Source organism: Amycolatopsis mediterranei (assembly GCF_026017845.1).
GTDB lineage: Bacteria > Actinomycetota > Actinomycetes > Mycobacteriales > Pseudonocardiaceae > Amycolatopsis > Amycolatopsis mediterranei.
Genome location: NZ_CP100416.1, coordinates 8,877,133 through 8,902,444, shown reverse-complemented (window position 1 = coordinate 8,902,444; position 25,312 = coordinate 8,877,133). Strand labels below are relative to the sequence as shown.

Below are 25,312 nucleotides of genomic sequence, written 5' to 3'. Positions count from 1 at the left end.
ACCGGGATTTCCGCGGCACGATAGCGTGTCGCGGGTGACCCCGACCCCGCGAGCGTGACGTCCCCGTGCCGCCCACATCCGGTCTCCTCCCCATCCGGGAATACATCCTCGTCGCGCTGACCGCGACGGCCGTGACCTACCTGCTCACCGGCGTCGTCCGCCGGATCGCGATCCGCGTCGGCGCGATCGCCAACCCCCGTGCCCGTGACGTGCACGTCGCCCCGATCCCGCGGATGGGCGGGATCGGCATCTTCCTCGGCGTCGCCGGCGCGATGGGCCTGGCCCACCAGCTGCCCGCGCTGTCGCACGGCTTCGACGCCTCGTTCGACTCGGTCGGCGTGCTGCTGGCCGCGGGCGTCATCTCCCTGATCGGCGCGCTCGACGACCGGTTCGAGCTGGACGCCTGGACGAAGCTGGCCGGCCAGGTCATGTGCGCCGGGATCCTGGTCATCTTCGGCGTGCAGTGGGTGTCGTTCTGGGTGCCGTGGGGCGGCACCGGCGCCTCGTTCGGCTCGGTGCTGGTGCTCGACAAGAACCAGGGCGCGCTGCTCACCGTCGTGATGGTCGTGGTGATGGTCAACGCGATGAACTTCGTCGACGGCCTCGACGGGCTGGCCGGCGGCCTCGGGTTCATCGCGGCCGCCGCCACCTGCGCGTTCTCCCTCGGCCTGCTCGACAGCTCCGGCGGCGACGTCGGCACCTACCCGCCCGCGCTGATCGCGGCCACGCTCGCCGGCGCGTGTCTGGGCTTCCTGCCGTACAACTTCCAGCCCGCGAAGATCTTCATGGGCGACTCCGGCTCGATGATGATCGGCCTGATGCTCGCGGGCGCGACGACGTCGGCGTCCGGGCGCGTGCCGTACCCGCAGTTCAGCGGCAAGGACGCGATCGCGCTGCTCTCGCCGCTGGTGGTCGTGGCGGCGGTGCTGTTCGTGCCGATGCTGGACCTGATCATGGCGGTCGTCCGGCGCACCCGCCGCGGCGAAAGCCCGTTCGCCGCCGACAAGATGCACCTGCACCACCGCCTGCTGGAAATCGGCCACTCCCAGCGCCGCGCGGTCCTGCTGATCTACTTGTGGGCCGGGATCCTCGCGTTCGGCGCGGTGTCGGTGACGCTGTTCGACGACGCCGCGGCGCTGTGGATCATCGGCGTCGGGCTGGTGTTCGCGGTGGTGGTCTCGGTCGTCCCGCGGCTGCGCTCGCGCAACCAGCCGGGGACCTGACCCGCGGGAGTCTCTACACTCGGGGGCAACCGAGCAGGGAGCCAGGTGTGAGCGAAGCCGAAACGCACGAGCAGGAGAACCCGCACGCCAAGGTGGTGCTGCAGGCGGCCCGCGCGATGACGAAGGCCTCGCTGCTGGTGACCCCGCCCGCGGTGGTGGTGTGCATCGCGTTGTTCAGCATCCTCAACGGCCTGCCCGGCTTCCTGGGCTCGCTCGTCGGCGGCGTGCTCGCCATGCTGGCGTCGTTGTCCACACTGGGCATGATGAAGTTCAGCGCGGGCCAGGACCCGATGTTCGTCATGGTCATCGCGCTCGGCGGGTACGTCGTGAAGGTCGTCGTGCTCTTCGGGGCGCTGACGCTGCTGAAGGGCGTCACCGCGCTGCACCCGATGTCGCTCGGCATCACGATGATCGTGGCCATCCTCCTCGCCGCCGCGGCCGAGTTCGCCGCCTTCCGCAAGACGAAGATCCCGACGATCATCCCGTCCTGACGCCGTTACTCTTCGTGCCCTCGCCTGCGGCCGCTTGAGTGTGACCGGCGCCACAAAAGTGCGCTTTCGTGCGCGTCGCGGACAGTGACCGGGACCCCTTGCCTGCGGTGATCCGGGCCGGGTCCCGGCGCGCACCGGACCTGGGTCCCGGGACCACCCGGGACCTAAGTCCTGGGCTGATCGGTTGGTTAGGAGTACGCCTGTCCGGCACTGATTGACCTGCTGGTATGGTCCGCGTCAAGGGTGGCGGCCTCGACCGCGCACTCCCTCAGACGAACCGCGATCAGCAGAGTGGCGACCGTGTAGTTCCGCCGTCCGGCCGCTGGTCCGAAGTAGACCGCAGGGCAGTGTTCACGCGAGACAACCCCGTGTGCAGAACGTGAAGGTGTGTTCTGCGAACTGTGGGGTAGCCGCCTCCGACGTCCCGATACGTATCGGGTACGTTAAGTCCAGATCGTGACGATTCCCCCGGCGGAGTGAACGCCGGCCGGGAGAACCGGAAGGAGCCCAGTGGGCGCGCTGGTATTGGCCGAGGGTGCGACGTTCGCGCCGCCCGGCGCCGAAAGCTTCGAGTTGCCGGCGTTGTTCGGCGGAGTCACCAAGCCGATGCTGCTCGTCGTGCTTTCGGTTGTCATCATCGCGACGTACTTCCTGCTGGCGACCCGCAAGCTGAAGGTCGTGCCGGGCAAGGGACAGTTCGTCGCTGAGTCGATCTATGACTTCAGCCGCAACAACATTGCGCGCGAGCAGATCGGTTCGAAGGATTTCAAGCCGTTCGTGCCGCTTGTTTTCGCACTGTTCACCTTCATTCTGGTGAACAACCTCTACGGGATCATCCCGTTGCTGCAGTTCCCGACCATGGCGCGGTTCGGCTTCCCGGTCGCCCTGTCGGTCCTCGTGGTCTACCCGGTGTACCACTTCGTCGGGTTCAAGCGGCACGGGTTCAAGGGGTACTTCAAGAAGGAACTCGCGCCGCCGGGCGTGCCGGGCCCGGTGCTGCCGCTCTTCGCGCTGATCGAGTTCGCGGAGAAGTTCTTCCTCAACCCGCTCACGCTCGCCATCCGTGTTTTCGCCGCCATGTTCGCGGGTCACCTGATCCTGGCGGTGTTCACCCTCGGCGGCACCTTCCTGCTGACCGAGACCTCGGGCTGGGCGCTGAAGCCGGTTTCCCTGGTGGCGTGGATCTTCGCCATCGGGATGACGTTCCTCGAGGCCTTCATCCAGGTGCTGCAGGCCTACATCTTCGCCCTGCTGTCGGCCGGGTACATCGGCGCCGCGCTGGCGTCGGAGCACTGAGAACACAAGCCCCCGATCCACGCGAGCGCGTGGACCGAAGTGAAGGGAAATGCACGTGAGCAACATCGTTCTGGCCCAGGCCGCCACGCAGGCCGTCAACATCAACCCCGGCCTCGCCGCCATCGGTTACGGCCTGGGCGCGATCGGCCCGGGCATCGGTGTGGGTCTGATCTTCGCCGCCGTCATCAACGGCACCGCCCGCCAGCCGGAGGCGCAGGGCAAGCTGCAGGGCATCGGCTTCTCGACCTTCGTGCTGACCGAGGTGCTCGCCCTGATCGGCATCGTCATCTACTTCATCGCCTCCGCCGCCGGCGCCTGAGTCCTCGGCTCATCGCTTTAAGGAGACGCCGTGCTGAACAGTGCCCTTGTCCTCGCCGCAGAGGGCGAAACGCACAACCCGATCGTTCCGGACCCGTCGGAGCTGATCCTCGGCATCGTCGCCTTCCTGATCCTGCTGTTCATCCTCAAGAAGTACGTCGTCCCTCGCTTCGAGGCCGCGTACGAAGAGCGTGCGCAGAAGATCGAGGGAGGCATCGAGAAGGCCGAGCGGGCCCAGGCCGAGGCCGAAGAGGCACTGGCCAAGTACAAGGCCCAGCTCCAGGAGGCCCGGACCGAAGCCGCGAAGATCCGCGACGACGCCCGGCTCGAAGCCGAGCAGATCAAGGCGGAGCTGCGGGCCGACGCGGAGGCCGAGTCCCAGCGCATCGTCGCCCAGGGGCAGGCCCAGCTGCAGGCCCAGAAGGCGCAGATCATCGCGGAGCTGCGGGCCGACATGGGCCGCAACGCCGTCGAGCTGGCCAGCCGCATCGTCGGCGAGTCGCTCGAGGACGAGGCGCGCCGCCGCGGCACCGTCGACCGGTTCCTCGCGGAGCTGGAGACCGCCGGTGCTTCCAACGGAGCGGGGAAGTAACCAGAATGACGCTGCATGCTGCGAGCCGCGAAGCGCTCAGCCTCGCCGAGGAACGCCTCGGCGAGGTTCTGGCCGACGCGGGAGCCGATGCCGCCACGGTCGGCGACGAGCTGCTCTCGGTCGTCGACCTGCTGGACCGGGAAATCGGCCTGCGCCGGGCGGTGAGCGACGCCTCGGCGACGCCGGAGGCGCGCACCGAGCTGGTGCGCCGGCTGTTCGACGGCAAGCTGTCCGAACCGGCCCTCAAGGTCCTCGACGCCGTGGCGGGCAGCCGCTGGTCCAGCCCTCGTGAGCTGACCGACGGGCTCGAGTCGCTCGGCCGCTCGGCCCTGCTCACCTCGGCGGAGAAGACCGGGAACGTCGACACCGTCGAGTCCCAGCTCTTCCAGGTCGCGCGGGTCGTGGCCAACCACCCCGAGCTCGAGAAGGCGCTGTCGGACCTGACCGGTACCGCCGACGCGAAGCGCACGCTGGTGCGCGGGCTGTTCGCCGACAAGGTGGACGTCGTCACCGAGACCCTCGTCGAGCAGGTCGTGCGCCGGGCCAAGGGCCGCGGCGTCGGCGTCGGGCTCGACAAGCTGGTCAAGCTGGCCGCGGAGCGGCGCCAGCGCTCGGTCGCCTACGTGACCAGCGCGAACGCCCTGTCCGACGAGCAGACCGCCCAGCTGGGCGCGAAGCTCGACGCCATCTACGGGCGGCCGATCGCGCTGCACGTCGAGGTCGACCCCCGGCTCGGCGGCGGGCTCGTCGTCCGCGTCGGCGACGAGGTCATCGACGGGAGCGCGGCGGGGCAGCTGGCGGCGCTGCGCAAGCGGCTGGCCCGGGCATAGCCCCAGGTCACACAAGACTTTGCATACTGGCAAGAACGAAGCGAGAGCGGGAAAGACATGGCCGAGCTGACGATCTCCTCGGATGAGATCCGTAGCGCGATCGAGAACTACGTCTCGAGTTACGCCCCGGACGTGAGCCGGGAAGAAGTTGGCGTCGTGATCGACGCGGGTGACGGCATCGCCCACGTCGAGGGCCTTCCCTCGGCCATGGCCAACGAGCTGCTCGAGTTCCCCGGCGGCGTCCTGGGCGTCGCCCTGAACCTGGACGCGCGCTCCATCGGTGCCGCGATCCTCGGTGACTTCGAAAGCATCGAAGAGGGCCAGCAGGTCAAGCGCACCGGGCAGGTCCTGTCGGTGCCGGTCGGCGACGGCTACCTCGGCCGCGTCGTCAACCCGCTGGGCCAGGCGATCGACGGCCTCGGCGACATCGAGACCACCGACCGCCGCGCGCTGGAGCTCAAGGCCGCCTCGGTGGTCGAGCGCCAGCCGGTGTCGGAGCCGCTGCAGACCGGCATCACCGCGATCGACGCGATGACGCCGATCGGGCGCGGCCAGCGCCAGCTGATCATCGGTGACCGCAAGACGGGCAAGACCGCCGTCGCCGTGGACACGATCATCAACCAGAAGGCCAACTGGGAGACCGGCGACCCGAAGAAGCAGGTTCGCTGCATCTACGTCGCCGTCGGCCAGAAGGGCTCCACGATCGCCGCGGTCAAGAAGTCCCTCGAGGACTCGGGCGCGATGGAGTACACCACCATCGTCGCCGCCCCGGCGTCGGACTCCGCCGGCTTCAAGTGGATCGCGCCGTACACCGGCTCGGCCATCGGCCAGCACTGGATGTACGAGGGCAAGCACGTCCTCATCGTGTTCGACGACCTGACCAAGCAGGCCGACGCCTACCGCGCGATCTCGCTGCTGCTGCGCCGCCCGCCGGGCCGCGAGGCGTTCCCCGGCGACGTCTTCTACTTGCACTCCCGCCTGCTGGAGCGCTGCGCGAAGCTGTCGGACGAGCTGGGCGCCGGCTCGCTGACCGGTCTCCCGATCATCGAGACCAAGGCGAACGACGTGTCGGCCTACATCCCGACCAACGTCATCTCGATCACCGACGGCCAGTGCTTCTTCCAGTCGGACCTGTTCAACGCCGGCCAGCGCCCGGCCATCGACGTGGGTATCTCGGTCTCCCGCGTGGGTGGTGCCGCGCAGGTCAAGGCGATGAAGTCGGTCTCCGGCTCGCTCCGGATCGACCTGTCGCAGTACCGCGAGCTGGAGGCCTTCGCGGCCTTCGCCTCGGACCTCGACGACGCGTCGAAGGCGCAGCTCGAGCGCGGTGCCCGCCTGTACGAGGTGCTCAAGCAGCCGCAGTACTCGCCGATCCCGGTCGAGGAGCAGGTCTGCACGGTGTGGCTGGGCACGAACGGCCACTACGACTCGGTCCCGACCGAGGACGTCCGCCGCTTCAACCACGAGTTCCTCGACTCGGCCCGCCGCAAGCACGACGACATCCTGGGCGCGATCCGCGAGACCGGGAAGTTCGAGGACGAGACCGCCGACAAGCTGGTCGCCGCGGTGAACGAGTTCAAGAAGGAGTTCACCACCTCCGAGGGCAAGTCCCTGGTCGAGGCGGACGCCGACGCGATGGACGCCGACAAGGTCGGGCACGAGACCGTCAAGGTCAACAAGCCCGCCCCGAAGAAGTGAGCTGATAGCTCATGGCCGCACAACTCCGGGAACTCCGGTCGCGCATCAAGGCGACCAAGTCGATCGGCAAGATCACCAAGGCGATGGAGCTCATCGCCACCGCGCGCATCACGAAGGCGCGGGCGAAGGTCGCCGCCTCCCGGCCGTACGCCGACGAGATCACCAAGGTGCTCTCGGCGCTGGCCGGTGCGGCGGCCAACCTCGACCACCCGATGCTGGTCGAGCGCCCGAACCCGAAGCGGGCCGCTGTCCTGGTCGTGACCAGTGACAAGGGCCAGTGCGGTGGCTACAACTCCAACGTGCTGCGCGCGACCGAAGAGCTGCTCGCCCTCCTGCGTTCCGAGGGCAAGGAGCCGCAGGTCTACGTCACGGGCAACAAGGGCCTTAACTACTACCGGTTCCGCAACCGCCCGGTCGAGGACAGCTGGACGGGCTTCTCCGACCAGCCGACCTACGCCGGCGCGGTGGCGGCCGGCGAGGCACTGGTCCAGTCGTTCATGGCCGGCGTCGACGACGAGCACGGCGACACCGACGGCATCACCGGTGTCGACGAGATCCACATCGTCTACACCGAGTTCGTGTCGATGCTGACGCAGCGCCCGACCGCCAAGCGCGTTGCGCCGCTCGAGGTCGAATACTCCGAAGGGGAAGAGGAGAAGCCCGCCGGGTTGCTCCCCAGCTACGAGTTCGAGCCGAGTGCCGACAAGCTGCTGGACGCGCTCCTGCCGAAGTACATCAACACGCGTCTCTACGCGGCCTTCCTCGAGTCGGCGGCGTCCGAGCTGGCCGCCCGCCGGACGGCGATGAAGGCCGCGTCGGACAACGCGAACGACCTGGTGGGCAACCTGACGCGGGAGATGAACCAGGCCCGCCAGGCGCAGATCACCCAGGAGATCTCCGAAATCGTCGGTGGCGCGAACGCGCTCACCGCAGCAGGAAGTGATGATTGATGACCAGTACTGAAGCCCCGCGCGCCAAGGGGCGCATCGTGTCGGTGACCGGTCCGGTCGTCGACGTCGAGTTCCCGCGCGGTTCCGTCCCCGAGCAGTTCAACGCCCTCAAGGTCGAGATCGAGTTCGAGCAGCTCCGCAAGACGGTGACGCTCGAGGTCGCCTCCCACCTGGGTGACAACCTCGTCCGCACCATCTCCCTGCAGCCGCAGGACGGCCTGGTGCGCGGCGCCGAGGTCACCGACACCGGCGGCCCGATCACGGTCCCGGTCGGCGACAAGGTCAAGGGCCACGTCTACAACGCCCTCGGCGAGTGCCTCGACGAGCCCGGCTACGGCGACGACCTCGAGCGCTGGGGCATCCACCGCAACGCGCCGTCCTTCGACCAGCTCGAGGGCAAGACCGAGATGCTGGAGACCGGCCTCAAGGTCGTCGACCTGCTCACCCCGTACGTCCAGGGTGGCAAGATCGGCCTGTTCGGCGGCGCCGGCGTCGGCAAGACGGTGCTCATCAAGGAGATGATCACCCGCGTCGCCCGGAACTTCGGTGGTACCTCGGTGTTCGCCGGTGTCGGCGAGCGCACCCGTGAGGGCAACGACCTCTTCCTGGAGATGTCCGAGGACGGCGTCATCAACGACACCGCCCTCGTGTTCGGCCAGATGGACGAGCCGCCGGGCACGCGTATGCGCGTCGCGCTGTCCGCGCTGACCATGGCGGAGTACTTCCGCGACGTCCAGAACCAGGACGTGCTGCTGTTCATCGACAACATCTTCCGGTTCACCCAGGCCGGCTCGGAGGTGTCGACCCTGCTGGGCCGCATGCCGTCGGCCGTGGGTTACCAGCCGACGCTGGCCGACGAGATGGGTCAGCTGCAGGAGCGGATCACCTCGACCCGGGGCCGTTCGATCACCTCGATGCAGGCGATCTACGTCCCCGCGGACGACTACACCGACCCGGCCCCGGCCGCGACGTTCGCCCACCTGGACGCCACCACCGAGCTCTCCCGGTCGGTGTTCCAGAAGGGCATCTTCCCGGCGGTGGACCCGCTGGCGTCGACGTCGACGATCCTCGACCCGGCCATCGTCGGTGAGGACCACTACCGCGTCGCCTCCGAGGTCATCCGGATCCTGCAGAAGTACAAGGAACTGCAGGACATCATCGCGATCCTCGGTATGGACGAGCTGTCGGAAGAGGACAAGCTGACCGTTCAGCGCGCGCGCCGCATCGAGCGGTTCCTGTCGCAGAACATGCTGGTCGCCGAGGCGTTCACGAACATCCCGGGCTCGACGGTGCCGCTGTCGGAGACCATCGAGTCGTTCGACCGCATCACCAAGGGTGACTTCGACCACTACCCGGAGCAGGCGTTCCTGGGGATCGGTGGCCTCGAGGACCTCGAGAAGAAGTACAAGGAAATCACCAAGAAGTGAGCTCGCGAGCGCGGCGGGGGCAGTGTCCACTGTGGACTCGGGCCCCCGCCGTTCTCGTAACTCGAGTCAGACCTATTACACTCGGTGGTAACACCCCGAGCGAAGGAGTGCTACGTGGCTGAGATGTCCGTGGAGCTGGTGGCCGTCGAGCGCCGTCTCTGGTCGGGTACTGCCACTTTCGTGGTGGCCCAGACCACCGAGGGTGAGATCGGCATCATGGCCGGTCACGAACCCGTGCTCGGGCAGCTGGTCGAGGGTGGCGTGGTCAAGGTGACGACCACCGACGGCGAGACGGTCTGCGCGGCCGTCCACGGCGGGTTCCTCTCCGTGACCGGCACCGGGGTGAGCATCCTCGCCGAGAGCGCCGAGCTCTCGGACGAGATCGACGTCGAAGCAGCCAAGGCGGCCCTGACCGGGGACGACGAAACCGAGCGGGCGAGGGCCTCGGCCCAGCTCCGCGCAGCGGGTCAGACGGCCTGAGCGCGAGACGGGCAGGAGCCGGGCCGTGAAGATCACCGTGGTCGTAGCAGGGCTCCTGATCGTGCTCGCGGTGCTGGCCGCCTGGTACGGCCAGCGGTGGATCCGGATGCGCCGCGGTGGTGGCGTGAGCGTCGCGCTGCGGTGGCGTCCGGACAACCCGCGGTCGAGCTGGCACCTGGGGCTCGGCCGCTACGAGGGCGACGAGTTCGTCTGGTACCGGGTGTGGAGCCTGCGCACCGGCGCGGACCGCGTCTTCCAGCGCGAAAGCATGCAGATCGCCGACCGCCGGGACCCCTCCGGCACCGAGGCCTACGCGGTTCCCGAGGGCTCGACGGTGCTGCGCTGCGAGTCGGAGACCCAGGAGGCGATCGAGATCGCCATGGGCCCGGGCGCGCTCACCGGCTTCCTCTCGTGGCTCGAGTCCGCCCCACCCGGCCGCCGCCTCCCGCGCGCCTCCTGAGCCGTGTCGCCCCGCCAATCACGCGAGATGCCCCTTCAATCACGCGAGTTGCGCCCCGGATCACGTGAGTTCCGCGTTTCGGGCACTCCGTAGACTCGAGACGTGACTCTCGTCGAGATCCCCGGCTCCAAGTCCGTCACCGCCCGTGGCCTGTTCCTGGCCGCCGCCGCGCACGGCACCACCGTCCTCGGCCGCCCGCTGCACTCGGACGACACCGAGGGCTTCGCCGAGGGCCTGGCCGAGCTCGGTTACCGCGTCGACCGGCAGCCGGGCGAGTGGACCATCGAGGGCCGTCCGTCAGGTCCGGGGGTCGCCGAAGCCGACGTCTTCTGCCGGGACGGCGCCACGACGGCCCGGTTCCTGCCCGCCCTGGCCGCGGCCGGCACCGGCACGTTCCGCTTCGACGCCTCCGGCCAGATGCGCCGCCGCCCGCTGGGGCCGCTGACCGACGCCCTGCAGGAGCTGGGCGTCGAACTCGAGTTCCGCGGCGAGCCGGGCCACCACCCGCTGACGGTCCGCGCGAACGGCATCAAGGGCGGCGAGCTGACCCTCGACGCGGGGTTGTCTTCGCAGTTCCTGACGGCGTTGCTGCTGGTCGGGCCGCTGACCGCGGAGGGCCTGCGGATCACGGTGACCGACCTCGTGTCGGTGCCGTACGTCGAGATCACGCTGGAGATGATGCGCCGCTTCGGTGTCGACGTCCGCCGCGAGGGGCAGACGTTCGTGGTCCCGGCGCAGCCGTACCAGGCGTGCGAGTACCCGGTGGAGCCGGACGCGTCGACGGCGAGCTACTTCCTGGCCGCGGCGGCGCTCACCGGCCGCACGGTGACCATCCCGGGGCTGGGTTCCGAGGCGCTGCAGGGGGACGTGAAGTTCGCCGACGTGCTGCGGGAGATGGGCGCGCACGTCGACCTGGGGCCGGACTCGGTGACGGTCGCGGGCCCGTCGGACGGCCTGCGCGGGATCACGGTGAACATGCGGGACATCTCCGACACGGTCCCGACCCTGGCCGCGATCGCCCCGTTCGCTTCCGGCCCGGTGCGCATCGAGGACGTCTACAACACACGCATCAAGGAGTGCGACCGGCTCGACGCGTGCGAGGAAAACCTGCGCGCGATGGGGATCGCCGTCGAGACGGGCCGCGACTGGATCGAGATCCAGCCGGGCCGGCCGACGGGCACGCTGGTGTCGTGCCGCCGCGACCACCGGATCGCGATGGCGTTCAGCATCACCGGCCTGCTGGTCGACGGCGTGACCCTGGATGATCCGGACTGTGTGAAGAAGACGTTCCCCGGCTTCCACCAGGCGCTGGGGACCCTGCGGGAGGGCTGGGGGATCTAGGGCTGCCCGCCCGGCTGCCACAGGACGTCACCGTCGGGGTTCGCCAGCCTCGCCAGGATGAACAGCAGGTCCGACAGCCGGTTCAGGTACTTCACCGCCACCGGGTTCGTCGTTTCCGGCTCGGCCTCGTGCAGGGCCCAGGCCGACCGCTCGGCCCGGCGCGCCACCGTGCGCGCCTGGTGCAGGAACGCCGCCCCCGGGGTGCCGCCCGGCAGGATGAACGACGTCAGCTTCGGCAGCCGCTCGTTGAACTCGTCACACCAGCCCTCGAGCCGCTCGACGTACTTCTCGGTGATCCGCAGCGGCGGGTACGGCGGATCGTCGGAAATCGGCAGGCAGAGGTCGGCGCCGACGTCGAAGAGATCGTTCTGCACCACACGCAGGACGTCCGCGACCTCATCGGTCAGCTGCCCGGCGGCGATCGCGAGACCCAGCACCGAGTTCGTCTCGTCCGTGTCCGCGTACGCCCCCAGCCGCGGGGACGTCTTCGGCACGCGGGACCCGTCGCCGAGCGCGGTCGTGCCGTTGTCGCCGACCTTCGTGTAGACGCGGTTGATGCGAACGACCATGAACCCACCATAGCGGCCCCCGCCCGGGCCGAATCCGGGCGAGAGGGCATGATTGGCGGCCATGAGCGAGCACTTCGACGTGCATGGCGGAGCCCGGCTGGTCGGCGAGGTCGACGTGGTCGGCGCCAAGAACAGCGTGCTGAAGCTGATGGCCGCCGCCCTCCTCGCGGAGGGGACCACGACCATCACGAACTGCCCGCAGATCCTCGACGTCCCGCTGATGGGCGACGTGCTGCGGAGCGTCGGCTGCGAGGTCGTCATCGAGGGCGACACCGCCACCATCACGACGCCGGCCGAGCTGTCGCACCGCGCGGACTCGGCGGCGATGGGCAAGCTGCGCGCGTCCGTCTGCGTGCTGGGGCCGCTGGTCGGCCGGCTGAAGCAGGCCGTCGTCGCGCTGCCGGGCGGCGACGCGATCGGCTCGCGCCCGCTGGACATGCACCAGAACGGCCTGCGCAAGCTGGGCGCGACGAGCACGATCGAGCACGGCTGCGTCGTCGCGAAGGCCGAGACGCTGGTCGGCGCGCAGATCTGGCTGGACTTCCCGAGCGTCGGCGCGACCGAGAACATCCTGATGGCGGCCGTGCTGGCCGAGGGCACCACGGTCATCGACAACTGCGCGCGCGAGCCGGAGATCGTCGACATCTGCACGATGCTCACCGAGATGGGCGCGAAGATCGAAGGCGCCGGGACGTCGACGCTGACCGTGCACGGCGTGGAGCAGCTGCACCCGACCACGCACAGCGTGATCGGTGACCGGATCGTGGGCGCCACCTGGGCGTTCGCCGCCTCGATGACCCGTGGCGACATCACCGTGCGCGGGGTCAACCCGCACCACCTCGACCTGGTGCTGAACAAGCTGCACCAGGCCGGCGCGGACGTCGAAACGTTCGGGGACAAGGGTTTCCGCGTGGTCCAGCCGGAGCGCCCGAAGGCGGTCGACTGGGTGACGCTGCCGTACCCGGGCTTCGCGACCGACCTGCAGCCGTTCGCGGTGGCGCTGTCGGCGGTGTCGGAAGGCACGTCGATGATCACGGAGAACGTCTACGAGGCCCGGTTCCGCTTCATCGAAGAGATGGTCAGGTTATCGGGCGACGCCCGCACGGACGGCCACCACGCGGTGGTCCGCGGCGTCGAACGGCTGTCGAGCGCGCCGGTCTGGGCGTCGGACATCCGCGCGGGCGCGGGGCTGGTGCTCGCCGGCCTGTGCGCGGACGGCGTCACCGAGGTCTGGGACGTCTTCCACATCGACCGCGGCTACCCGCACTTCGTCGAAAACCTCAACCGCCTGGGCGCGAACATCAAGCGCGTTGCGGGGGAGCCTGAGCGGAAGTAAGTCACGCGCCCAGTGCGCGCAGGGCGTACTCCACGAGCCGGTCGAGGTAGTCCGGCTCAGCGGGAGCCCGCCGGACCACCAGGCGCCAGTAGATCGGCGCGGCCAGCACGTCCAGCGCCATTTCCAGGTCGAGGTCGGCGGGTAGTTCGCCGCGGGCGATGGCCCGGCGCAGCATCGCCTCGCCGACCTCGCGCCGCGGGCCGCCGATGCTCGTGCGCGTGCTTTCCGCGGTCTCGGGGTTCCGCACGCCCTCGGCGACCAGGTCCGGCAGGATGCGCGAAAACAGCGGGTGCGTCAGCCAGTCGATCAGGGCCTGCATCGTTTCGCGCAGGTCGCCGCGCAGTGAGCCGGTGTCGACGTCGGCCGCGCGGGTCACGCTGAATTCCGCGACGACCGCGGTGATCATCTCGGGCTTCGACCGCCAGCGGCGGTACAGCGCGCTCTTGCCGACCCCCGCCCGCTTGGCCACCGCTTCCATGGACAGGCGCCCGTAGCCCTGCTCGGCGAGTTCGTTCAGGACGGCGTCGGTGATCGCCTGCGTGACCTCGGGCTGGAGGACCGCGGCGCCGGTCGGGGTGCGTGCCATGGAGCACAGTCTAGCGGGTGGACGGAACGGTACCGTCCCGTATATGGTTACGACGGGACGGTACCGTCTCGTCCGAACGTTGAAGGAGGCTGCGATGCACGACTTCGTCGAGCACGCGCTCGAACTGCTGCTGAAGCACGACATGGCCGGGTTCGCCGGGCTCTGGGCCGAGGACGGCGTCCTCGAGTTCCCGTTCGCCGGTCCCGGCTACCCGAAGCGGGTCGAAGGGCGCGACGCGATCCGCGAGTACCTGCGCGACTACCCGAACCTGCTGGACATCCGGGAAGTCACCGCGAAGACCGTGCACGAAACCACCGACCCGGGCGTGGTCGTCGTCGAGTTCACCGTCGCCGGGGTCGTGGTGGCGACGCAGAAGCCGTACGAGCTGTCGTACATCGCCGTGATCACCGTCGAGGGCGGCGAAATCCGCACCTACCGCGACTACTGGAGCCCGCTGGCCGCGGCCGAGGTCATCGGCGGCGTCGAAGAGCTGACCGCGGCCTTCACCGGAGGCGACCGTGGCTGACGTCCTGGTCCTCGGCGGCACCGGCACGACCGGCCGCCGGGTCGTCGCGGGCCTGCGCGCCGCGGAAGTCCCGGCCCGGGCAGCCACGAGGAAGCCGTCAGAGCCCGGTCAGGTCCGGTTCGACTGGGCCGACCGGCCGACCCACGCCGACGCGCTGCGCGGGGTCTCCGCGGTGTACCTGCTGGCCCCGATCGGCGAGGCCGAGCCCGCGGCGCTGGTGGAGCCGTTCCTGGCCGATGCGCAGGAGGCGGGCGTCCGGCGGGTCGTCCTGCTCAGCTCGTCGGCCGTCACCGAGGACACACCCGGACTCGGCGACCTGCAGCGGCTGGTGCGCGCGGTGCCGGAGTGGGCCGTGCTGAGGCCGTCCTGGTTCATGCAGAACTTCACCGGCGAGCACCTGGTCGCCCAGGGCGTGCGGGACGGCGAGATCGTCACGGCCACCGGCGACGCCCGGGTCGCGTTCGTCGACGCCGGCGACATCGCGGCGGTCGCCGTCCGCGCGCTGACCGATCCGCAACCGCACAACACCGAACACGTCCTGACCGGACCGGCGGCCTTGAGCTACGCCGAAGCCGCGTCGATCGTCTCCGCGCGCACCGGGTGGCCGGTGCGGCACCGCGCCGTCAGCACCGCCGAGTTCGCCGGCCACGTGACGGCGTCGGGGGTTCCCGCCGAGTTCGCCCGCGTGCTGGCCGCCCTCGACGAGGACATCCGCCACGGCGCCGAGGACCGCGTCACCACAGTCGTCGAGCAGGTCACCGGACGGCCGGCCCGGTCGTTCGAAACCTTTGCCCGGGAGGAAATCCGATGAAGCAGCTGATGTTCGAAGACGACCGGCAGTTCTGGTTCGAAACCCTGCGCCTGTTCGGCCACGCGGCCTACGGCGGCTCGGACTTCGGCGAGGTCCTCGCCGCCGCGTCCACCGTGACGCCGGGCGACTACGACAGCTGGCACGACGCCTACCGCGCGCTCGCGGACCGGCTGTACGCCGAAGCGGCCGAGGCCGGTCCGGTGACCGCGCGGGACCTGCTGCTGCGCGCGTCGACCTACTACTTCTCGGCGGAGTTCTTCCTGCACGGCGACCCGGCGGACCCGCGGATCGCGGCGGCGTACGACCGCAGCGTCGAGTGCTTCCTCCGGGCGGACGTGGCCGAGCCGGTCGAAATCCCTTACGACGGCGCAGTTCTGCGTGGCTTCTTCTACCGCGCGCCGGGCGAGGACCCGAAGCCGGTGCTGATCATGCACAGCGGTTTCGACGGCAGCGCCGAGGAACTGCACTACCTGGGCGCGGCGGCGGGCGCTTCACACGGCTATCACGTCCTGACATTCGACGGACCCGGCCAGCCGAGCGCGGTCCGGCGCGAGAAGCTCCTCTTCCGCCCGGACTGGGAGCACGTGGTCACGCAGGTGGTCGACTTCGCGCTGGAGCTCGACGGAGTCGACCCGGCGCGGATCGCACTGCTCGGCGTGAGCCTGGGCGGCATGCTGGCCCCGCGCGCGGCGGCGTTCGAGCCTCGCCTGGCCGCGGTGGTCGCGGTGGACGGCGTGTACGACGCGGGCACCGCGGTGACGTCGATGCTGCCGTGGCCACGGGAGGAGATCGTGCGCCGGGCCCGGGCGCCGCACGACGAGGAGTTCGACGCGCTGCTCGCCGCGGGTCGCGAAGCGAGCCCGACGCTGCGCTGGGCGTGCGACCACGGCCGGTACGTGCTGGGCGCGGCGACCGACCGCGAGTTCGTCGCGAAGTACCTCGAGTACACGCTCGAAGACGGCGTGGCGGAGAAGATCACCTGCCCGGTCCTGGTGTGCGAAGCGGCCGACGACCTGTTCTTCGGCGGTTCGCAGGAGACCGAGCCGCGACGGCTGTACGCGCACCTGAAGGCCCCGAAGACGCTGCTGACGTTCACCGCGGAGGAGGGCGCGGACGCGCACTGCCACGTCGGTGCCCAGCGGCTCGCGACGGGCCGGATCTACGACTGGCTGGACCGGACGCTTTAACCTTCGAGGGCGAGTCCCGCGCCGAACCCCACCAGCGCGGTGCCCGTCGCCCCGTCCATCGCCCGGCGGACCTTCCGCTGTCCCAGCCAGCCGCGGACCCGGTGCACGAACAACAGCAGCAGCACCTGCCACACCACGCCCAGCGCCGCGACCGTGTACGCCAGCAGCAGCGCGTCGGACTGGTCCGTCACGCCCGGGGTCAGGAACTGCGGCAGCACCGACAGGTACAGCACGATCACCTTCGGGTTGGTGATGTTGGACAGGAACCCTTCGCGGAACCGCCGTCCGCGGGAGGCGCGGGCCCGCCGGACGTCGTCGAGGGCCTCGTAGTCGCCGCGCCAGGCGCCGCGGAGGGCTTGGACGCCGAGGAAGACCAGGTAGGCCGCGCCGAGCCACTTGACCGTCTCGAACACGGGCTGGTAGCGGGTGATCACCGCGCCCAGGCCGAGCGCCGCCGCCGTGCCCTGCAGGAAGTTCGCGACGGTGATCCCCGCGCACGCCCAGCCGCCGCCGCGGGCGCCGCCGGTCAGGGCGTTCTTCAGCACGACCATCGTGTCCGGGCCCGGCATCATCGCCAGGAACGCCATCATCCCGGCGAAACCGGCGTAGGTGCTCCAGGTCATCAGGCCTCCAGGGCGAGCGCGGCGCCGAAACCGAGCAGCGCGGTGCCGGTGACGCCGTCCAGCGCACGGCGCACCCGGCGGCGCTCCAGCCACGCGCGCACGCGGTGCACGAACACCAGCAGCACCAGCAGCCACAGCACGCCGAGCACGGCAACGGTGTAGGCCAGCGCGAGCGCGTCCCAGGTCGTGGTGCGCCCCGGATCGAGGAACTGCGGCAGCACGGACAGGTACAGCACCAGCACCTTCGGGTTGGTGATGTTGGAGAGGAAGCCCTCGCGGAACCGCCGGAACCCGCCGCCCCGGCGTCGCCGGCCCTCTTCGACGGCGTGGTAGCTGCCGCGGAACGCCCCGCGCAGCGCCTGGACGCCGAGGAAGACGAGGTAGGCCGCGCCGGCCCACTTGAGCGCGAGGAACACCGGCTGCGACCGGGCGATGAGGACGCCGAGACCCAGCGCCGCGGCGCTGCCCTGCACGGCGTTGCCGGCGAAGATGCCGAGCGAGGCGAGCAGGCCGCCGCGGAACCCGCCGGACAGCGCGTTCTTGAGCATGACCATCGTGTCCGGCCCCGGCGCGAGGACGATCAAGACCACGATGACCAGGTAACTCCCGTACGAACTCCACGTCACGGCTGCTCACGTTAATCGACGGGACCGGCCCGGTCGTGCAGTTTTAGGTCACACAGTTAGGTCACACAGTTCGGTCACACAGTTCGCCGGCCCGGTGCGCGCGGGAGTCGGCGGAACGGGCTCCGGCGGAGTAGTGTTCGGCCATGTCAGCAGGCGAAATCGATCTTCTGCCCGGTGAACGCGTGCTCTGGGCGGGGGAGCCGGTCCAGCGCCCGCTCTACGTCGCCGCCGACGGGGTGATCGCCCCGGCCGGGCTCGTCCTCGCCGCCGCCGCTCTCTGGTTCTTGCTCACCAAGCAGCCGAGCGGCCTCACCATGGCCGCCGCGGTGGTCGCGCTGGTGCTCGGCTGCTACGGCGCGGTCGGCCGGTCGGTCGTCCGGTACCTCGCGCTCGGGCGCACCACCTACGCGCTGACGGACAACCGGGTCATCGCGCGTTCGGGCCTGTTCCGGCAGAAGGAACGTTCCAGCGAGCTGGCCGGCCTGCCGGCACCGGTGCTCAAGACGGGGCCGTCGCGCACCGGGACCATCGCCTTCGGCGGCCCGGGAACGGTGACGCTGATGGGCATCGGCGAGCCCAAGCGGGTCCGCGACCTGCTCACCAAGGCGATCGACGAGGCCAAGGCCCGCCAAGCCCCGCCGGCCGCGGACAGTTCGGCCGCCTGAGCCGGGCAACCTGCGCGACCACCCGAGCGTCAGCCCGGCAAAGAACGCCGGGAGGTCGCTGTGGATGTGCCGACGAACGTCCTGCTGCCGGGTGAGCGGCTGCTGTGGGCGGGACGGTCACAGCGGCTCACCCTCGTCTGGTTCGACTGGTGCCAGTTCCTGATCGGCCTGCTCTGGGGGATCGCGACCATCGTGGTCCCGGTGGCCAGGTACGACCCGATGTCGTTCTTCTTGTGGGTCGTCGGGCTGAGTGGTCTCGCGTTCACCTGGGGGATGGTCGGCGCCAGGCTGCGGGCGCGGCGCAGCGTGGAGTACGTCGTGACCGACCGGCGGATCGTGCTGGCCGATCGCTTCTCGGGACGGATTCGCGCGTCGGCGTACCTCGGCACGTTGCCGCCGCCGGTCGCCCGGATCCGGCCGGACGGCAGCGGAACCGTCGACTTCGGCAGGTTCTCGCGGATCGCTCCGGGGCCCGGTCCTTCGTCGTTCGGCCTGATGGTGACGGGCCTGGTCGCCGTGCCGGAGGCCGGGCGGGTCCGCGACCTGATCGCGTGGGCCCAGACCGGGCAGGCCTGAGCTCACCCGGACGTGTCCGATTCCACTGCCCGGATAAGTTACCGGTCGGTACACTCGACGAAACGTCCACCGCCGGAGGTGCCCAGTGCCGTACCCAACGGATCACGAGCGAGACCGACCGTGGGTGATGCGGACCTACGCGGGGCACTCCTCCGCGGCCGCGTCGAACGAGCTCTACCGCCGCAACCTCGCGAAGGGGCAGACCGGGCTCTCGGTCGCGTTCGACCTCCCGACCCAGACCGGCTACGACCCGGACCACCAGCTCTCCCGCGGTGAGGTCGGCAAGGTCGGCGTGCCGGTGTCGCACATCGGCGACATGCGGCGGCTCTTCGACGGCATCCCGCTCGCCGAGGCCAACACGTCGATGACGATCAACGCGCCGGCCATGTGGCTGCTCGCGCTGTACGTCTCCGTGGCGCGCGAGCAGGCCGAGACCGAGGGCCGAGACGTCGACGAGGTCCTCGCGAAGCTCACCGGCACCACGCAGAACGACATCATCAAGGAGTACCTGTCCCGCGGGACCTACATCTTCCCGCCGGGGCCGAGCCTGCGGCTGATCACCGACGTGATCGCCTGGACCGTGCACCACGTCCCCAAGTGGAACCCGATCAACATCTGCAGCTACCACCTGCAGGAAGCCGGGGCGACGCCGACGCAGGAGGTCGCGTACGCGCTGTGCACCGCGATCGCCGTGCTCGACGCCGTCCGCGACTCGGGGCAGGTCGACGCGGCCGACATGGCCAAGGTCGTCGCGCGGATCTCCTTCTTCGTCAACGCCGGCGTCCGGTTCGTCGAAGAGATGTCGAAGATGCGCGCGTTCACCGCGCTCTGGGACGAGCTCACGCGGGACCGGTACGGCGTGACCGATCCCCAGGCCCGCCGGCTGCGGTACGGCGTGCAGGTCAACTCGCTCGGCCTCACCGAAGCCCAGCCGGAGAACAACGTCCAGCGGATCGTGCTCGAGATGCTCGCGGTGTCGCTCTCCCGCGGCGCCCGCGCCCGCGCGATCCAGCTGCCCGCGTGGAACGAGGCCCTCGGCCTGCCGCGGCCGTGGGACCAGCAGTGGGCGCTGCGGATGCAGCAGGTCCTCGCCTTCGAGACGGACCTGCTGGAGTACGAGGACATCTTCGACGGCTCGCACGTCATCCAGGCCAAGGTCGACGAGATCATGGCCGGTGCCCGCGAGGAGATCGCCCGCGTGCAGGACCTCGGCGGCGCGGTCGCCGCGGTCGAGAGCGGCTACATGAAGTCGCAGCTGGTCGCATCGCTGGCCGAGTACCGCCGGGAGATGGAGAACGGCGAACGGGTCCTGGTCGGCGTCAACAAGTTCGACACGACCGAGCCGTCACCGCTGCAGGCCGAAGGGGCGAAGGCGATCGAGACGATCGACCCCGCCGTCGAGAAGGCCGCCGTCACCGCCATCGAAGAGTGGCGCGACCAGCGTGACAACGACGCCGTCGAGCGGTCGCTGGCCACGCTGAAGGAACGCGCCCAGACCACGGAGAACCTCTTCGAGGCCACTGTGGACTGTGCGCGGGCCGGCGTGACCACCGGCGAGTGGGCCGGTGCGCTGCGCGAGGTGTTCGGCGAATACCGGGCACCCACCGGCGTTTCCGCCGCCGCGGTCGCCGGCGTGGGCGATCCCGAGCTGGAGCGGGTGCGCGCGCGGGTCCGGGAAACCGGGGCGGAGCTGGGCGAGCGGCTGCGCATCCTGGTCGGCAAGCCCGGCCTCGACGGGCACTCCAACGGCGCCGAGCAGGTCGCCGTCCGGGCGCGCGACGTCGGCTTCGAGGTCGTCTACCAGGGCATCCGGCTGACGCCCGAGCAGATCGTCGCCGCCGCGGTGCAGGAAGGCGTGCACGTCGTCGGGCTCTCCGTGCTCTCCGGTTCGCACCTCGAGGTCGTCCCGCACGTCGTCGACGGTCTGCGCGCCGCGGGGGCGGGCGACGTGCCGGTGATCGTCGGCGGCATCATCCCGCCGGACGATGCCGCGCTGCTCGCCGAACGCGGCATCGCCCGGGTGTTCACGCCCAAGGACTACGAGCTCACCGGGATCATGGACGGCATCGTCAGCCTGATCCGGGAGCGGCACGGCCTCAGCTGAGCGCGGCCAGGATGTCCTTTGTGGACTGCACGGTGGCGAAGCCGCCACCGTGCAGGTTGGTCGCCGTCGCGCGAGACAGCTCGCCGGCGGTGAGCACGCTGCCGTCGGGGCCTTCGAGGTCGAACGTGAACGTGGCGTCGAGGGCGAAAGTGACGTCGTAGCCGAGGTTCCCGCCCATCCGCGCGGTGGTCTCGCAGCAGAAGTTCGTCTGGATGCCGGCCACGACGAAGCTCGTGATGCCGCGCTTGCGCAGCCACGCGTCGAGGTCGACGTCGCCGATGAAGGCCGAGTTGACCTGCTTGCCGAACACCAGGTCCGGCCGGGCGCCGTCGAGTTCGGGCTTGAAGTCGTTGCCGGGCTGGCCGGGCCGCAGCGGCGAGCCGGGCTTCGGCGAATCGTGGTGCACGAGCACCACCGGCAGCCGCCGCTCCTGCCACGCGTCGAGCAGGGCCTTCATGTTCGCTTCGGCGCCCGGGTTGTTGCGCGGGCCCCAGAACTGCGGGTCGTCGAACCCGCGCTGGACGTCGATCAGGATGAGTGCCGGTTCGGTCATGCCGTCGAGTCTCGTGGTCTCCTCGGCGCCAGGGGAGTGGCAGAAGATGCGCGATGCGGTACTTTCCTGCCATGCGCACCATCGGCGTCCTCCTCCTGCCGGGCACCCGGATGTTCGACCTCGCGGTGATCGGCGAGGTCTGGGGCCAGGACCGGACCGACAGCGGGATCGGCCCGTTCACCCTCCGGCTGTGCAGCGTGGGCCGGGTGCGGACACCGGCGTCGCCGTTCGGTGACATCGCGGCCACGCACGGGCTCGCCGGGCTCGACGGCTGCGACCTCGTGCTGGCACCCGGCCGTGACGACCCGCTCGCGCCGGTGCCGCCGTCCGCCGTCGCGGCACTGCGCCGGGCGCACCGGGCGGGCGCGACCGTCGCCGGGCTGTGCTCCGGCGCGTTCACGCTGGCCGCCGCCGGCCTGCTCGACGGCCGTCCGGCGACCACGCACTGGCGCGACCTCGACGCCCTGGCCGGCGTCGCCCCGCGGGCGGACCTGCAGCGTGACGTGCTCTACACCGACGACGGCGGGATCCTGACGTCCGCCGGTGTCGTCGGCGGCCTCGACCTCTGCCTGTACCTGGTCCGGCGCGACCACGGCGCCGACGTCGCCGCCCGGCTGGCGCGCCGGCTGGTGATGCCACCGGCACGGGAGGGCGGTCAGCGCCAGTACGTCGACAACCCGGTGCCGCCGTCGGCGGCCCAGCCCGGTCTCGCGTCCACAATGGACTGGGCGCTGGCCCGCCTCGGCTCCGGCATCGGCGTCGAGGACCTGGTCGGGCACGCGCGGATGAGCGAACGGACGTTCCACCGCGAGTTCGCGGCGGCCGCCGGTGTCACGCCGGGGCGCTGGCTGCGCGTCCAGCGCGTCCGGTACGCGCAGCGCCTGCTGGAGACGACGGCGCTGCCGGTCGAGCGGGTCGCGCAGCGATCGGGGCTGGGCACGGCGGCCAACCTGCGCCGGCGGATGCGCGCCGAGGTCGGCGTCGGCCCGGACGGTTACCGGCGCACATTCCGGTCCGGAGGGGCTACGGTCGGGGAATGTACGAGCACCTCCTGATGAGCCGGGACGGCGACACCGTCACGATCACCATGAACCGGCCGGCGCGGCGCAACTCGCTGTCCGCGGACCACCTCGCCGAGCTGCTGAGCGCGTTCCGCGAGGCGGGGACGTCCGACGCGACCGGCATCGTGCTGGCCGGCGCGGGACCGGTGTTCTCCGCGGGACACGACTTCGGCGACGTGGCCAAGCGCGACCTGATGGGCGTGCGCGAGCTGCTCACGGTGTGCACGGACCTGATGAAGACGATGCAGTCGATCCCGCAGGTGGTCATCGCGCGGGTGCACGGCCTGGCGACCGCGGCGGGCTGCCAGCTCGTGGCGTCGTGCGACCTGGCCGTGGCCGCCGAGTCGGCGGGCTTCGCGCTGCCGGGCGGCAAGGGCGGCTGGTTCTGCCACACGCCGGCGGTGCCGGTGGCGCGCTCGATCGGCCGCAAGCGGCTGATGGAGCTGGCGCTGACGGGTGACGTCATCGACGCGGCGACCGCGCTCGACTGGGGCCTGGTCAACCGCGTGGTGCCCGACGAACAGCTCGACGACGCCGTCGGGGACCTGCTTTCGCGGGCGACGCGCGGCAGCCGGGCCAGCAAGTCGATGGGCAAGATGACGCTGTACGCCCAGCTCGACCGGCCCGAGGCCGACGCGTACGCGATCGCACTGGAGGTCATGGCGGCGGCGTCCCAGCTGTCCGGCGCCCGCGAAGGCATGGCGGCGTTCCTCGAGAAGCGCAAGCCCTCCTGGACCGACTGAACCCTCCCGGCTCCGGCCGGGTTTCGCCGTGGCCACGGACCGTACCATACGGTATGGTATGGCCATGGTGGGCAAACGGGAATGGCTGGACGCGGGACTGGTGCTGCTGGCGGAGCAGGGCGCGCCGTCGGTGACCATCGAACGGCTCACCGAACGCCTCGGGCTGTCGAAAGGCTCCTTCTACCACCACTTCAAAGGCATGAGCGGCTACCGCACCGCCCTGCTGGCGCACTTCGAGACCGAACGCACCACGCGGTTCGTGGAGCAGGCCGAAGCGGCCGAGGGTGACCGGCTGCGCGCGCTGCTGAGGCTCGTCCTGGCGCCCGGACCCGGGCCGGAACTGGAGATCGCCGTCCGGGCGTGGGCCCTGCAGGACGCCGAAGCCCGGGCGGTCCAGGAGCGCGTGGACTCGACCCGCGTGGCCTACCTGACCGAGATCAGCGGCGACGCCGGCCTCGCGCAGGCGCTGTACCTGGTCGTCGTCGGCGCGGGGCAGGTCGTGCCCCCGCTGACCGGGCGGCAGCTGAAGAACGCATTGGAACTCGTACTGGGGAGACGGAAATGACCGAGCCACACCTCGACGGCGCCGATTACGTCGAGTTCAAGGAGATCGAGAGCGAGAACAGCCTGCGCGAGTTCGTCGCGGGCGTCTTCGGCTGGTCGCCGGCCTGGGTGAAGGCCCTGTTCGGCGTCCGGTACGTGCTCGCCAAGGCGTTGCGGCTCGACACCGCGGCCATTCCGCGCACCGGCCGGCTCCGGCCCGAGGACGTCGGCTTCGCGCCCGGCGACCGGATCGCGTTCTTCACCGTCCGGTCCGGCGATCCGGAGCGGTACCTGGTGGCAGGCGTGGACGACAGCCACCTGACCGGCTACCTGACGTTCGAGGCGGTGCCGCGCGGCTTCCGGCTCGGCACGATCGTGCACTTCCACAACCGCGTCGGCCCGGCCTACTTCGCGCTGATCAAGCCGTTCCACCACCTGGTGATCCGCGGGATGCTCAAGGCCGGTGCCGCTCGGCCAGCATGAGCTGCGCCCACGCGGCGATCGACTGCGCGTCGGTGATGTCGCCCGCGAGGATCATCTTCTCGACGTCCGCCCGCGCGAACCACGCGCTGCGCATGTCCTGCTCCTCGTGCTCGCGCTCCGGCTCGCCCTCGGTGATGTCCGTGGCGAGGAACACCCAGCCGCGCTGGCTGCTCATGCCGGCGGCGACGTCGAGCTTGCCGAGCGGGACCATCGAGCCGGCGCTCAGCCCGGTCTCCTCGCGCAGTTCCCGCACGGCGAGCTCGGCCGGCGGCACGTCGGCCAGGTCCGGCGCGGTGCCCTGGGGGAACTCCCAGCGCCGCTCGCCGAGCGGGTAGCGGAACTGCTCGACCAGCCGGAACCGGTCGCCGTCCTGGGCGATGACCAGCGCGTACGCCGGCTTGTCGATCACGCCGTAGATGCCCGGCGAGCCGTCGGAGCGGCGGATCTCGTCCTCCCGCACCGTCATCCAGTTGTTCCGGTACACCTCGCGGGACGCGACACGCTGAATGGGGTCCACGCGCCCAGTATCACCGACCCTGTCCTACCCTCCTCGGGTGCGTCTCGTGATCGCGCGGTGCCAGGTCGACTACGCCGGCCGGCTCACCGCCCACCTGCCGATGGCCACCCGCCTGCTGCTCGTCAAGTCCGACGGCTCGGTGTCGGTGCACTCCGACGACCGTGCGTACAAGCCGTTGAACTGGATGAGCCCGCCCTGCTGGCTGATCGAGGACGGCAAGCTCTGGATCGTCGAGAACAAGCAGGGCGAGAAGCTGGTGATCTCGATCGAAGAGGTCTTCCACGACTACTCGCAGGCCTTGGGCGCCGAACCGGGCTTGCAGAAGGACGGCGTCGAAGCGCACCTGCAGGAACTGCTGGCCGAGCACATCAAGACCCTCGGCGACGGCTACACCCTGGTCCGCCGCGAATTCCCCACGGCGATCGGCCCGGTCGACATCATGGCCCGCGACGCCGACGGCAAGTCGGTGGCGGTCGAGATCAAGCGCCGCGGCGAAATCGACGGCGTCGAGCAGCTGACGCGCTACCTGGAACTGCTCAACCGCGACCCGCTGCTGGCGCCGGTGCAGGGCGTCTTCGCGGCCCAGATCATCAAGCCGCAGGCCCGGACGCTGGCCGAGGACCGCGGCATCCGCTGCTTGACACTGGACTACGACGAGCTCCGCGGCATCGAGTCCGACGAGTTCCGGCTGTTCTGA

General features: G+C 70.3%; 30 protein-coding genes. 24 read left to right on the top strand and 6 right to left on the bottom strand.

Going from position 1 to position 25,312, the window contains the following annotated elements; all coding sequences use genetic code 11:
- The first annotated feature begins 65 nt into the window (after positions 1–65).
- From ISP_RS40230 to aroA, 12 genes are all read left to right on the top strand, one after another.
- Positions 66–1,223, top strand: coding sequence for a glycosyltransferase family 4 protein (locus ISP_RS40230; protein WP_013229530.1), 1,158 nt, complete (start codon positions 66–68; stop codon positions 1,221–1,223).
- A gap of 47 nt (positions 1,224–1,270) precedes the next feature.
- Positions 1,271–1,714 (top strand): hypothetical protein, encoded by a 444-nt coding sequence (locus tag ISP_RS40225; protein WP_013229529.1) that lies wholly within the window; start codon positions 1,271–1,273, stop codon positions 1,712–1,714.
- A gap of 510 nt (positions 1,715–2,224) precedes the next feature.
- On the top strand, positions 2,225–3,010 hold the full coding sequence (gene atpB / locus ISP_RS40220; protein WP_013229528.1) for a F0F1 ATP synthase subunit A: 786 nt from the start codon (positions 2,225–2,227) through the stop codon (positions 3,008–3,010).
- A gap of 55 nt (positions 3,011–3,065) precedes the next feature.
- Positions 3,066–3,329, top strand: a complete 264-nt coding sequence (locus ISP_RS40215) for an F-type H+-transporting ATPase subunit c (protein WP_013229527.1) — start codon at positions 3,066–3,068, stop codon at positions 3,327–3,329.
- A gap of 30 nt (positions 3,330–3,359) precedes the next feature.
- Entirely contained in the window at positions 3,360–3,920 is a 561-nt protein-coding gene (locus ISP_RS40210) for a F0F1 ATP synthase subunit B (protein WP_013229526.1), read from the top strand.
- A 5-nt stretch (positions 3,921–3,925) separates the two neighbouring features.
- On the top strand, positions 3,926–4,750 hold the full coding sequence (locus ISP_RS40205; RefSeq protein WP_013229525.1) for a F0F1 ATP synthase subunit delta: 825 nt from the start codon (positions 3,926–3,928) through the stop codon (positions 4,748–4,750).
- A gap of 57 nt (positions 4,751–4,807) precedes the next feature.
- On the top strand, positions 4,808–6,448 hold the full coding sequence (gene atpA / locus ISP_RS40200; protein ID WP_013229524.1) for a F0F1 ATP synthase subunit alpha: 1,641 nt from the start codon (positions 4,808–4,810) through the stop codon (positions 6,446–6,448).
- An 11-nt stretch (positions 6,449–6,459) separates the two neighbouring features.
- Positions 6,460–7,398: a F0F1 ATP synthase subunit gamma gene (locus ISP_RS40195; protein ID WP_013229523.1), complete on the top strand. Its 939-nt coding sequence runs from the start codon at positions 6,460–6,462 to the stop codon at positions 7,396–7,398.
- Positions 7,398–8,825 (top strand): F0F1 ATP synthase subunit beta, encoded by a 1,428-nt coding sequence (atpD, locus tag ISP_RS40190; RefSeq protein WP_013229522.1) that lies wholly within the window; start codon positions 7,398–7,400, stop codon positions 8,823–8,825. The genes ISP_RS40195 and atpD overlap by 1 nt, the downstream gene beginning before the upstream one ends.
- A gap of 114 nt (positions 8,826–8,939) precedes the next feature.
- Positions 8,940–9,305, top strand: coding sequence for a F0F1 ATP synthase subunit epsilon (locus ISP_RS40185; protein WP_013229521.1), 366 nt, complete (start codon positions 8,940–8,942; stop codon positions 9,303–9,305).
- A 25-nt stretch (positions 9,306–9,330) separates the two neighbouring features.
- Positions 9,331–9,765 carry a DUF2550 domain-containing protein gene (locus tag ISP_RS40180; protein WP_013229520.1) on the top strand — a complete coding sequence of 145 codons (435 nt, stop codon included), beginning with the start codon at positions 9,331–9,333 and terminating at the stop codon, positions 9,763–9,765.
- Positions 9,766–9,867: 102 nt separating this feature from the next.
- Positions 9,868–11,106, top strand: coding sequence for a 3-phosphoshikimate 1-carboxyvinyltransferase (gene aroA, locus ISP_RS40175; RefSeq protein ID WP_013229519.1), 1,239 nt, complete (start codon positions 9,868–9,870; stop codon positions 11,104–11,106).
- Here aroA and ISP_RS40170 read toward each other — a convergent pair.
- Positions 11,103–11,675, bottom strand: coding sequence for a cob(I)yrinic acid a,c-diamide adenosyltransferase (locus ISP_RS40170; RefSeq protein WP_013229518.1), 573 nt, complete (start codon positions 11,673–11,675; stop codon positions 11,103–11,105). The two genes, aroA and ISP_RS40170, sit on opposite strands and share 4 nt — an antisense overlap.
- Before the next feature lie 61 nt (positions 11,676–11,736).
- On the opposite strand from ISP_RS40170, the gene murA reads away from it, so the two are divergent.
- The gene (gene murA / locus ISP_RS40165; protein WP_013229517.1) at positions 11,737–13,011 is read left to right on the top strand and encodes a UDP-N-acetylglucosamine 1-carboxyvinyltransferase; all 1,275 of its coding nucleotides are present in this window, start codon (positions 11,737–11,739) and stop codon (positions 13,009–13,011) included.
- A 1-nt stretch (position 13,012) separates the two neighbouring features.
- On the opposite strand, the gene ISP_RS40160 is transcribed toward murA, so the two are convergent.
- Positions 13,013–13,597 carry a TetR/AcrR family transcriptional regulator gene (locus ISP_RS40160; RefSeq protein ID WP_013229516.1) on the bottom strand — a complete coding sequence of 195 codons (585 nt, stop codon included), beginning with the start codon at positions 13,595–13,597 and terminating at the stop codon, positions 13,013–13,015.
- A 43-nt stretch (positions 13,598–13,640) separates the two neighbouring features.
- Between ISP_RS40160 and ISP_RS40155 the strand changes: the two genes are divergently transcribed.
- The 3 genes from ISP_RS40155 to ISP_RS40145 are packed head-to-tail and all read left to right on the top strand — an operon-like array spanning position 13,641 to position 16,121.
- Complete coding sequence (locus ISP_RS40155; protein ID WP_265049883.1) at positions 13,641–14,123, top strand: nuclear transport factor 2 family protein; 483 nt, start codon at positions 13,641–13,643, stop codon at positions 14,121–14,123.
- Positions 14,116–14,934, top strand: a complete 819-nt coding sequence (locus ISP_RS40150) for an NmrA family NAD(P)-binding protein (RefSeq protein ID WP_013229514.1) — start codon at positions 14,116–14,118, stop codon at positions 14,932–14,934. Before ISP_RS40155 ends, ISP_RS40150 begins: the two co-directional genes overlap by 8 nt.
- Positions 14,931–16,121, top strand: a complete 1,191-nt coding sequence (locus ISP_RS40145) for an alpha/beta hydrolase family protein (RefSeq protein ID WP_013229513.1) — start codon at positions 14,931–14,933, stop codon at positions 16,119–16,121. The genes ISP_RS40150 and ISP_RS40145 overlap by 4 nt, the downstream gene beginning before the upstream one ends.
- On the opposite strand, the gene ISP_RS40140 is transcribed toward ISP_RS40145, so the two are convergent.
- Entirely contained in the window at positions 16,118–16,744 is a 627-nt protein-coding gene (locus ISP_RS40140) for a LysE family translocator (protein WP_013229512.1), read from the bottom strand. The two genes, ISP_RS40145 and ISP_RS40140, sit on opposite strands and share 4 nt — an antisense overlap.
- Positions 16,744–17,370 carry a LysE family translocator gene (locus ISP_RS40135; protein WP_013229511.1) on the bottom strand — a complete coding sequence of 209 codons (627 nt, stop codon included), beginning with the start codon at positions 17,368–17,370 and terminating at the stop codon, positions 16,744–16,746. The genes ISP_RS40140 and ISP_RS40135 overlap by 1 nt, the downstream gene beginning before the upstream one ends.
- Positions 17,371–17,513: 143 nt before the next feature.
- Between ISP_RS40135 and ISP_RS40130 the strand changes: the two genes are divergently transcribed.
- The 3 genes from ISP_RS40130 (at position 17,514) to ISP_RS40120 (ending at position 20,715) form a co-directional block, all read left to right on the top strand.
- Entirely contained in the window at positions 17,514–18,035 is a 522-nt protein-coding gene (locus ISP_RS40130; RefSeq protein ID WP_013229510.1) for a PH domain-containing protein, read from the top strand.
- Between the two features lie 60 nt (positions 18,036–18,095).
- On the top strand, positions 18,096–18,611 hold the full coding sequence (locus tag ISP_RS40125; protein WP_013229509.1) for a hypothetical protein: 516 nt from the start codon (positions 18,096–18,098) through the stop codon (positions 18,609–18,611).
- An 85-nt stretch (positions 18,612–18,696) separates the two neighbouring features.
- Positions 18,697–20,715 carry a protein meaA gene (locus ISP_RS40120; protein ID WP_080582949.1) on the top strand — a complete coding sequence of 673 codons (2,019 nt, stop codon included), beginning with the start codon at positions 18,697–18,699 and terminating at the stop codon, positions 20,713–20,715.
- Here ISP_RS40120 and ISP_RS40115 read toward each other — a convergent pair.
- On the bottom strand, positions 20,708–21,268 hold the full coding sequence (locus ISP_RS40115; protein WP_013229507.1) for a cysteine hydrolase family protein: 561 nt from the start codon (positions 21,266–21,268) through the stop codon (positions 20,708–20,710). The genes ISP_RS40120 and ISP_RS40115 overlap by 8 nt on opposite strands.
- 71 nt (positions 21,269–21,339) lie before the next feature.
- Here ISP_RS40115 and ISP_RS40110 point away from each other — a divergent pair, with 71 nt between their 5' ends.
- The 4 genes from ISP_RS40110 (at position 21,340) to ISP_RS40095 (ending at position 24,098) form a co-directional block, all read left to right on the top strand.
- Positions 21,340–22,323 carry a GlxA family transcriptional regulator gene (locus ISP_RS40110; RefSeq protein ID WP_013229506.1) on the top strand — a complete coding sequence of 328 codons (984 nt, stop codon included), beginning with the start codon at positions 21,340–21,342 and terminating at the stop codon, positions 22,321–22,323.
- Entirely contained in the window at positions 22,305–23,072 is a 768-nt protein-coding gene (locus ISP_RS40105; RefSeq protein WP_013229505.1) for an enoyl-CoA hydratase-related protein, read from the top strand. Before ISP_RS40110 ends, ISP_RS40105 begins: the two co-directional genes overlap by 19 nt.
- Positions 23,073–23,136: 64 nt before the next feature.
- Complete coding sequence (locus ISP_RS40100) at positions 23,137–23,637, top strand: TetR/AcrR family transcriptional regulator (protein WP_230468571.1); 501 nt, start codon at positions 23,137–23,139, stop codon at positions 23,635–23,637.
- Positions 23,634–24,098: a DUF2867 domain-containing protein gene (locus ISP_RS40095; RefSeq protein ID WP_013229503.1), complete on the top strand. Its 465-nt coding sequence runs from the start codon at positions 23,634–23,636 to the stop codon at positions 24,096–24,098. Before ISP_RS40100 ends, ISP_RS40095 begins: the two co-directional genes overlap by 4 nt.
- Here the strand turns inward: ISP_RS40095 and ISP_RS40090 are convergent.
- Positions 24,070–24,615: an NUDIX domain-containing protein gene (locus tag ISP_RS40090; RefSeq protein ID WP_013229502.1), complete on the bottom strand. Its 546-nt coding sequence runs from the start codon at positions 24,613–24,615 to the stop codon at positions 24,070–24,072. The two genes, ISP_RS40095 and ISP_RS40090, sit on opposite strands and share 29 nt — an antisense overlap.
- A 37-nt stretch (positions 24,616–24,652) precedes the next feature.
- Here ISP_RS40090 and nucS point away from each other — a divergent pair, with 37 nt between their 5' ends.
- Positions 24,653–25,312, top strand: coding sequence for an endonuclease NucS (gene nucS / locus ISP_RS40085; protein WP_014467679.1), 660 nt, complete (start codon positions 24,653–24,655; stop codon positions 25,310–25,312).

Excerpts from the sequence above, each read along its gene's own strand:
- ISP_RS40110 (WP_013229506.1), top strand. The coding sequence starts at position 21,340 with ATGCGCACCATCGGCGTCCTCCTCCTGCCGGGCACCCGGATGTTCGAC.
- ISP_RS40195 (WP_013229523.1), top strand. The coding sequence starts at position 6,460 with ATGGCCGCACAACTCCGGGAACTCCGGTCGCGCATCAAGGCGACCAAG.
- ISP_RS40095 (WP_013229503.1), top strand. The coding sequence starts at position 23,634 with ATGACCGAGCCACACCTCGACGGCGCCGATTACGTCGAGTTCAAGGAG.
- ISP_RS40115 (WP_013229507.1), bottom strand. The coding sequence starts at position 21,268 with ATGACCGAACCGGCACTCATCCTGATCGACGTCCAGCGCGGGTTCGAC.
- ISP_RS40155 (WP_265049883.1), top strand. The coding sequence starts at position 13,641 with ATGGTTACGACGGGACGGTACCGTCTCGTCCGAACGTTGAAGGAGGCT.
- ISP_RS40100 (WP_230468571.1), top strand. The coding sequence starts at position 23,137 with ATGGTGGGCAAACGGGAATGGCTGGACGCGGGACTGGTGCTGCTGGCG.
- atpA (WP_013229524.1), top strand. The coding sequence starts at position 4,808 with ATGGCCGAGCTGACGATCTCCTCGGATGAGATCCGTAGCGCGATCGAG.
- atpD (WP_013229522.1), top strand. The coding sequence starts at position 7,398 with ATGACCAGTACTGAAGCCCCGCGCGCCAAGGGGCGCATCGTGTCGGTG.
- ISP_RS40160 (WP_013229516.1), bottom strand. The coding sequence starts at position 13,597 with ATGGCACGCACCCCGACCGGCGCCGCGGTCCTCCAGCCCGAGGTCACG.
- ISP_RS40105 (WP_013229505.1), top strand. The coding sequence starts at position 22,305 with ATGTACGAGCACCTCCTGATGAGCCGGGACGGCGACACCGTCACGATC.
- ISP_RS40130 (WP_013229510.1), top strand. The coding sequence starts at position 17,514 with ATGTCAGCAGGCGAAATCGATCTTCTGCCCGGTGAACGCGTGCTCTGG.
- ISP_RS40145 (WP_013229513.1), top strand. The coding sequence starts at position 14,931 with ATGAAGCAGCTGATGTTCGAAGACGACCGGCAGTTCTGGTTCGAAACC.
- murA (WP_013229517.1), top strand. The coding sequence starts at position 11,737 with ATGAGCGAGCACTTCGACGTGCATGGCGGAGCCCGGCTGGTCGGCGAG.
- ISP_RS40140 (WP_013229512.1), bottom strand. The coding sequence starts at position 16,744 with ATGACCTGGAGCACCTACGCCGGTTTCGCCGGGATGATGGCGTTCCTG.
- ISP_RS40170 (WP_013229518.1), bottom strand. The coding sequence starts at position 11,675 with ATGGTCGTTCGCATCAACCGCGTCTACACGAAGGTCGGCGACAACGGC.
- ISP_RS40205 (WP_013229525.1), top strand. The coding sequence starts at position 3,926 with ATGACGCTGCATGCTGCGAGCCGCGAAGCGCTCAGCCTCGCCGAGGAA.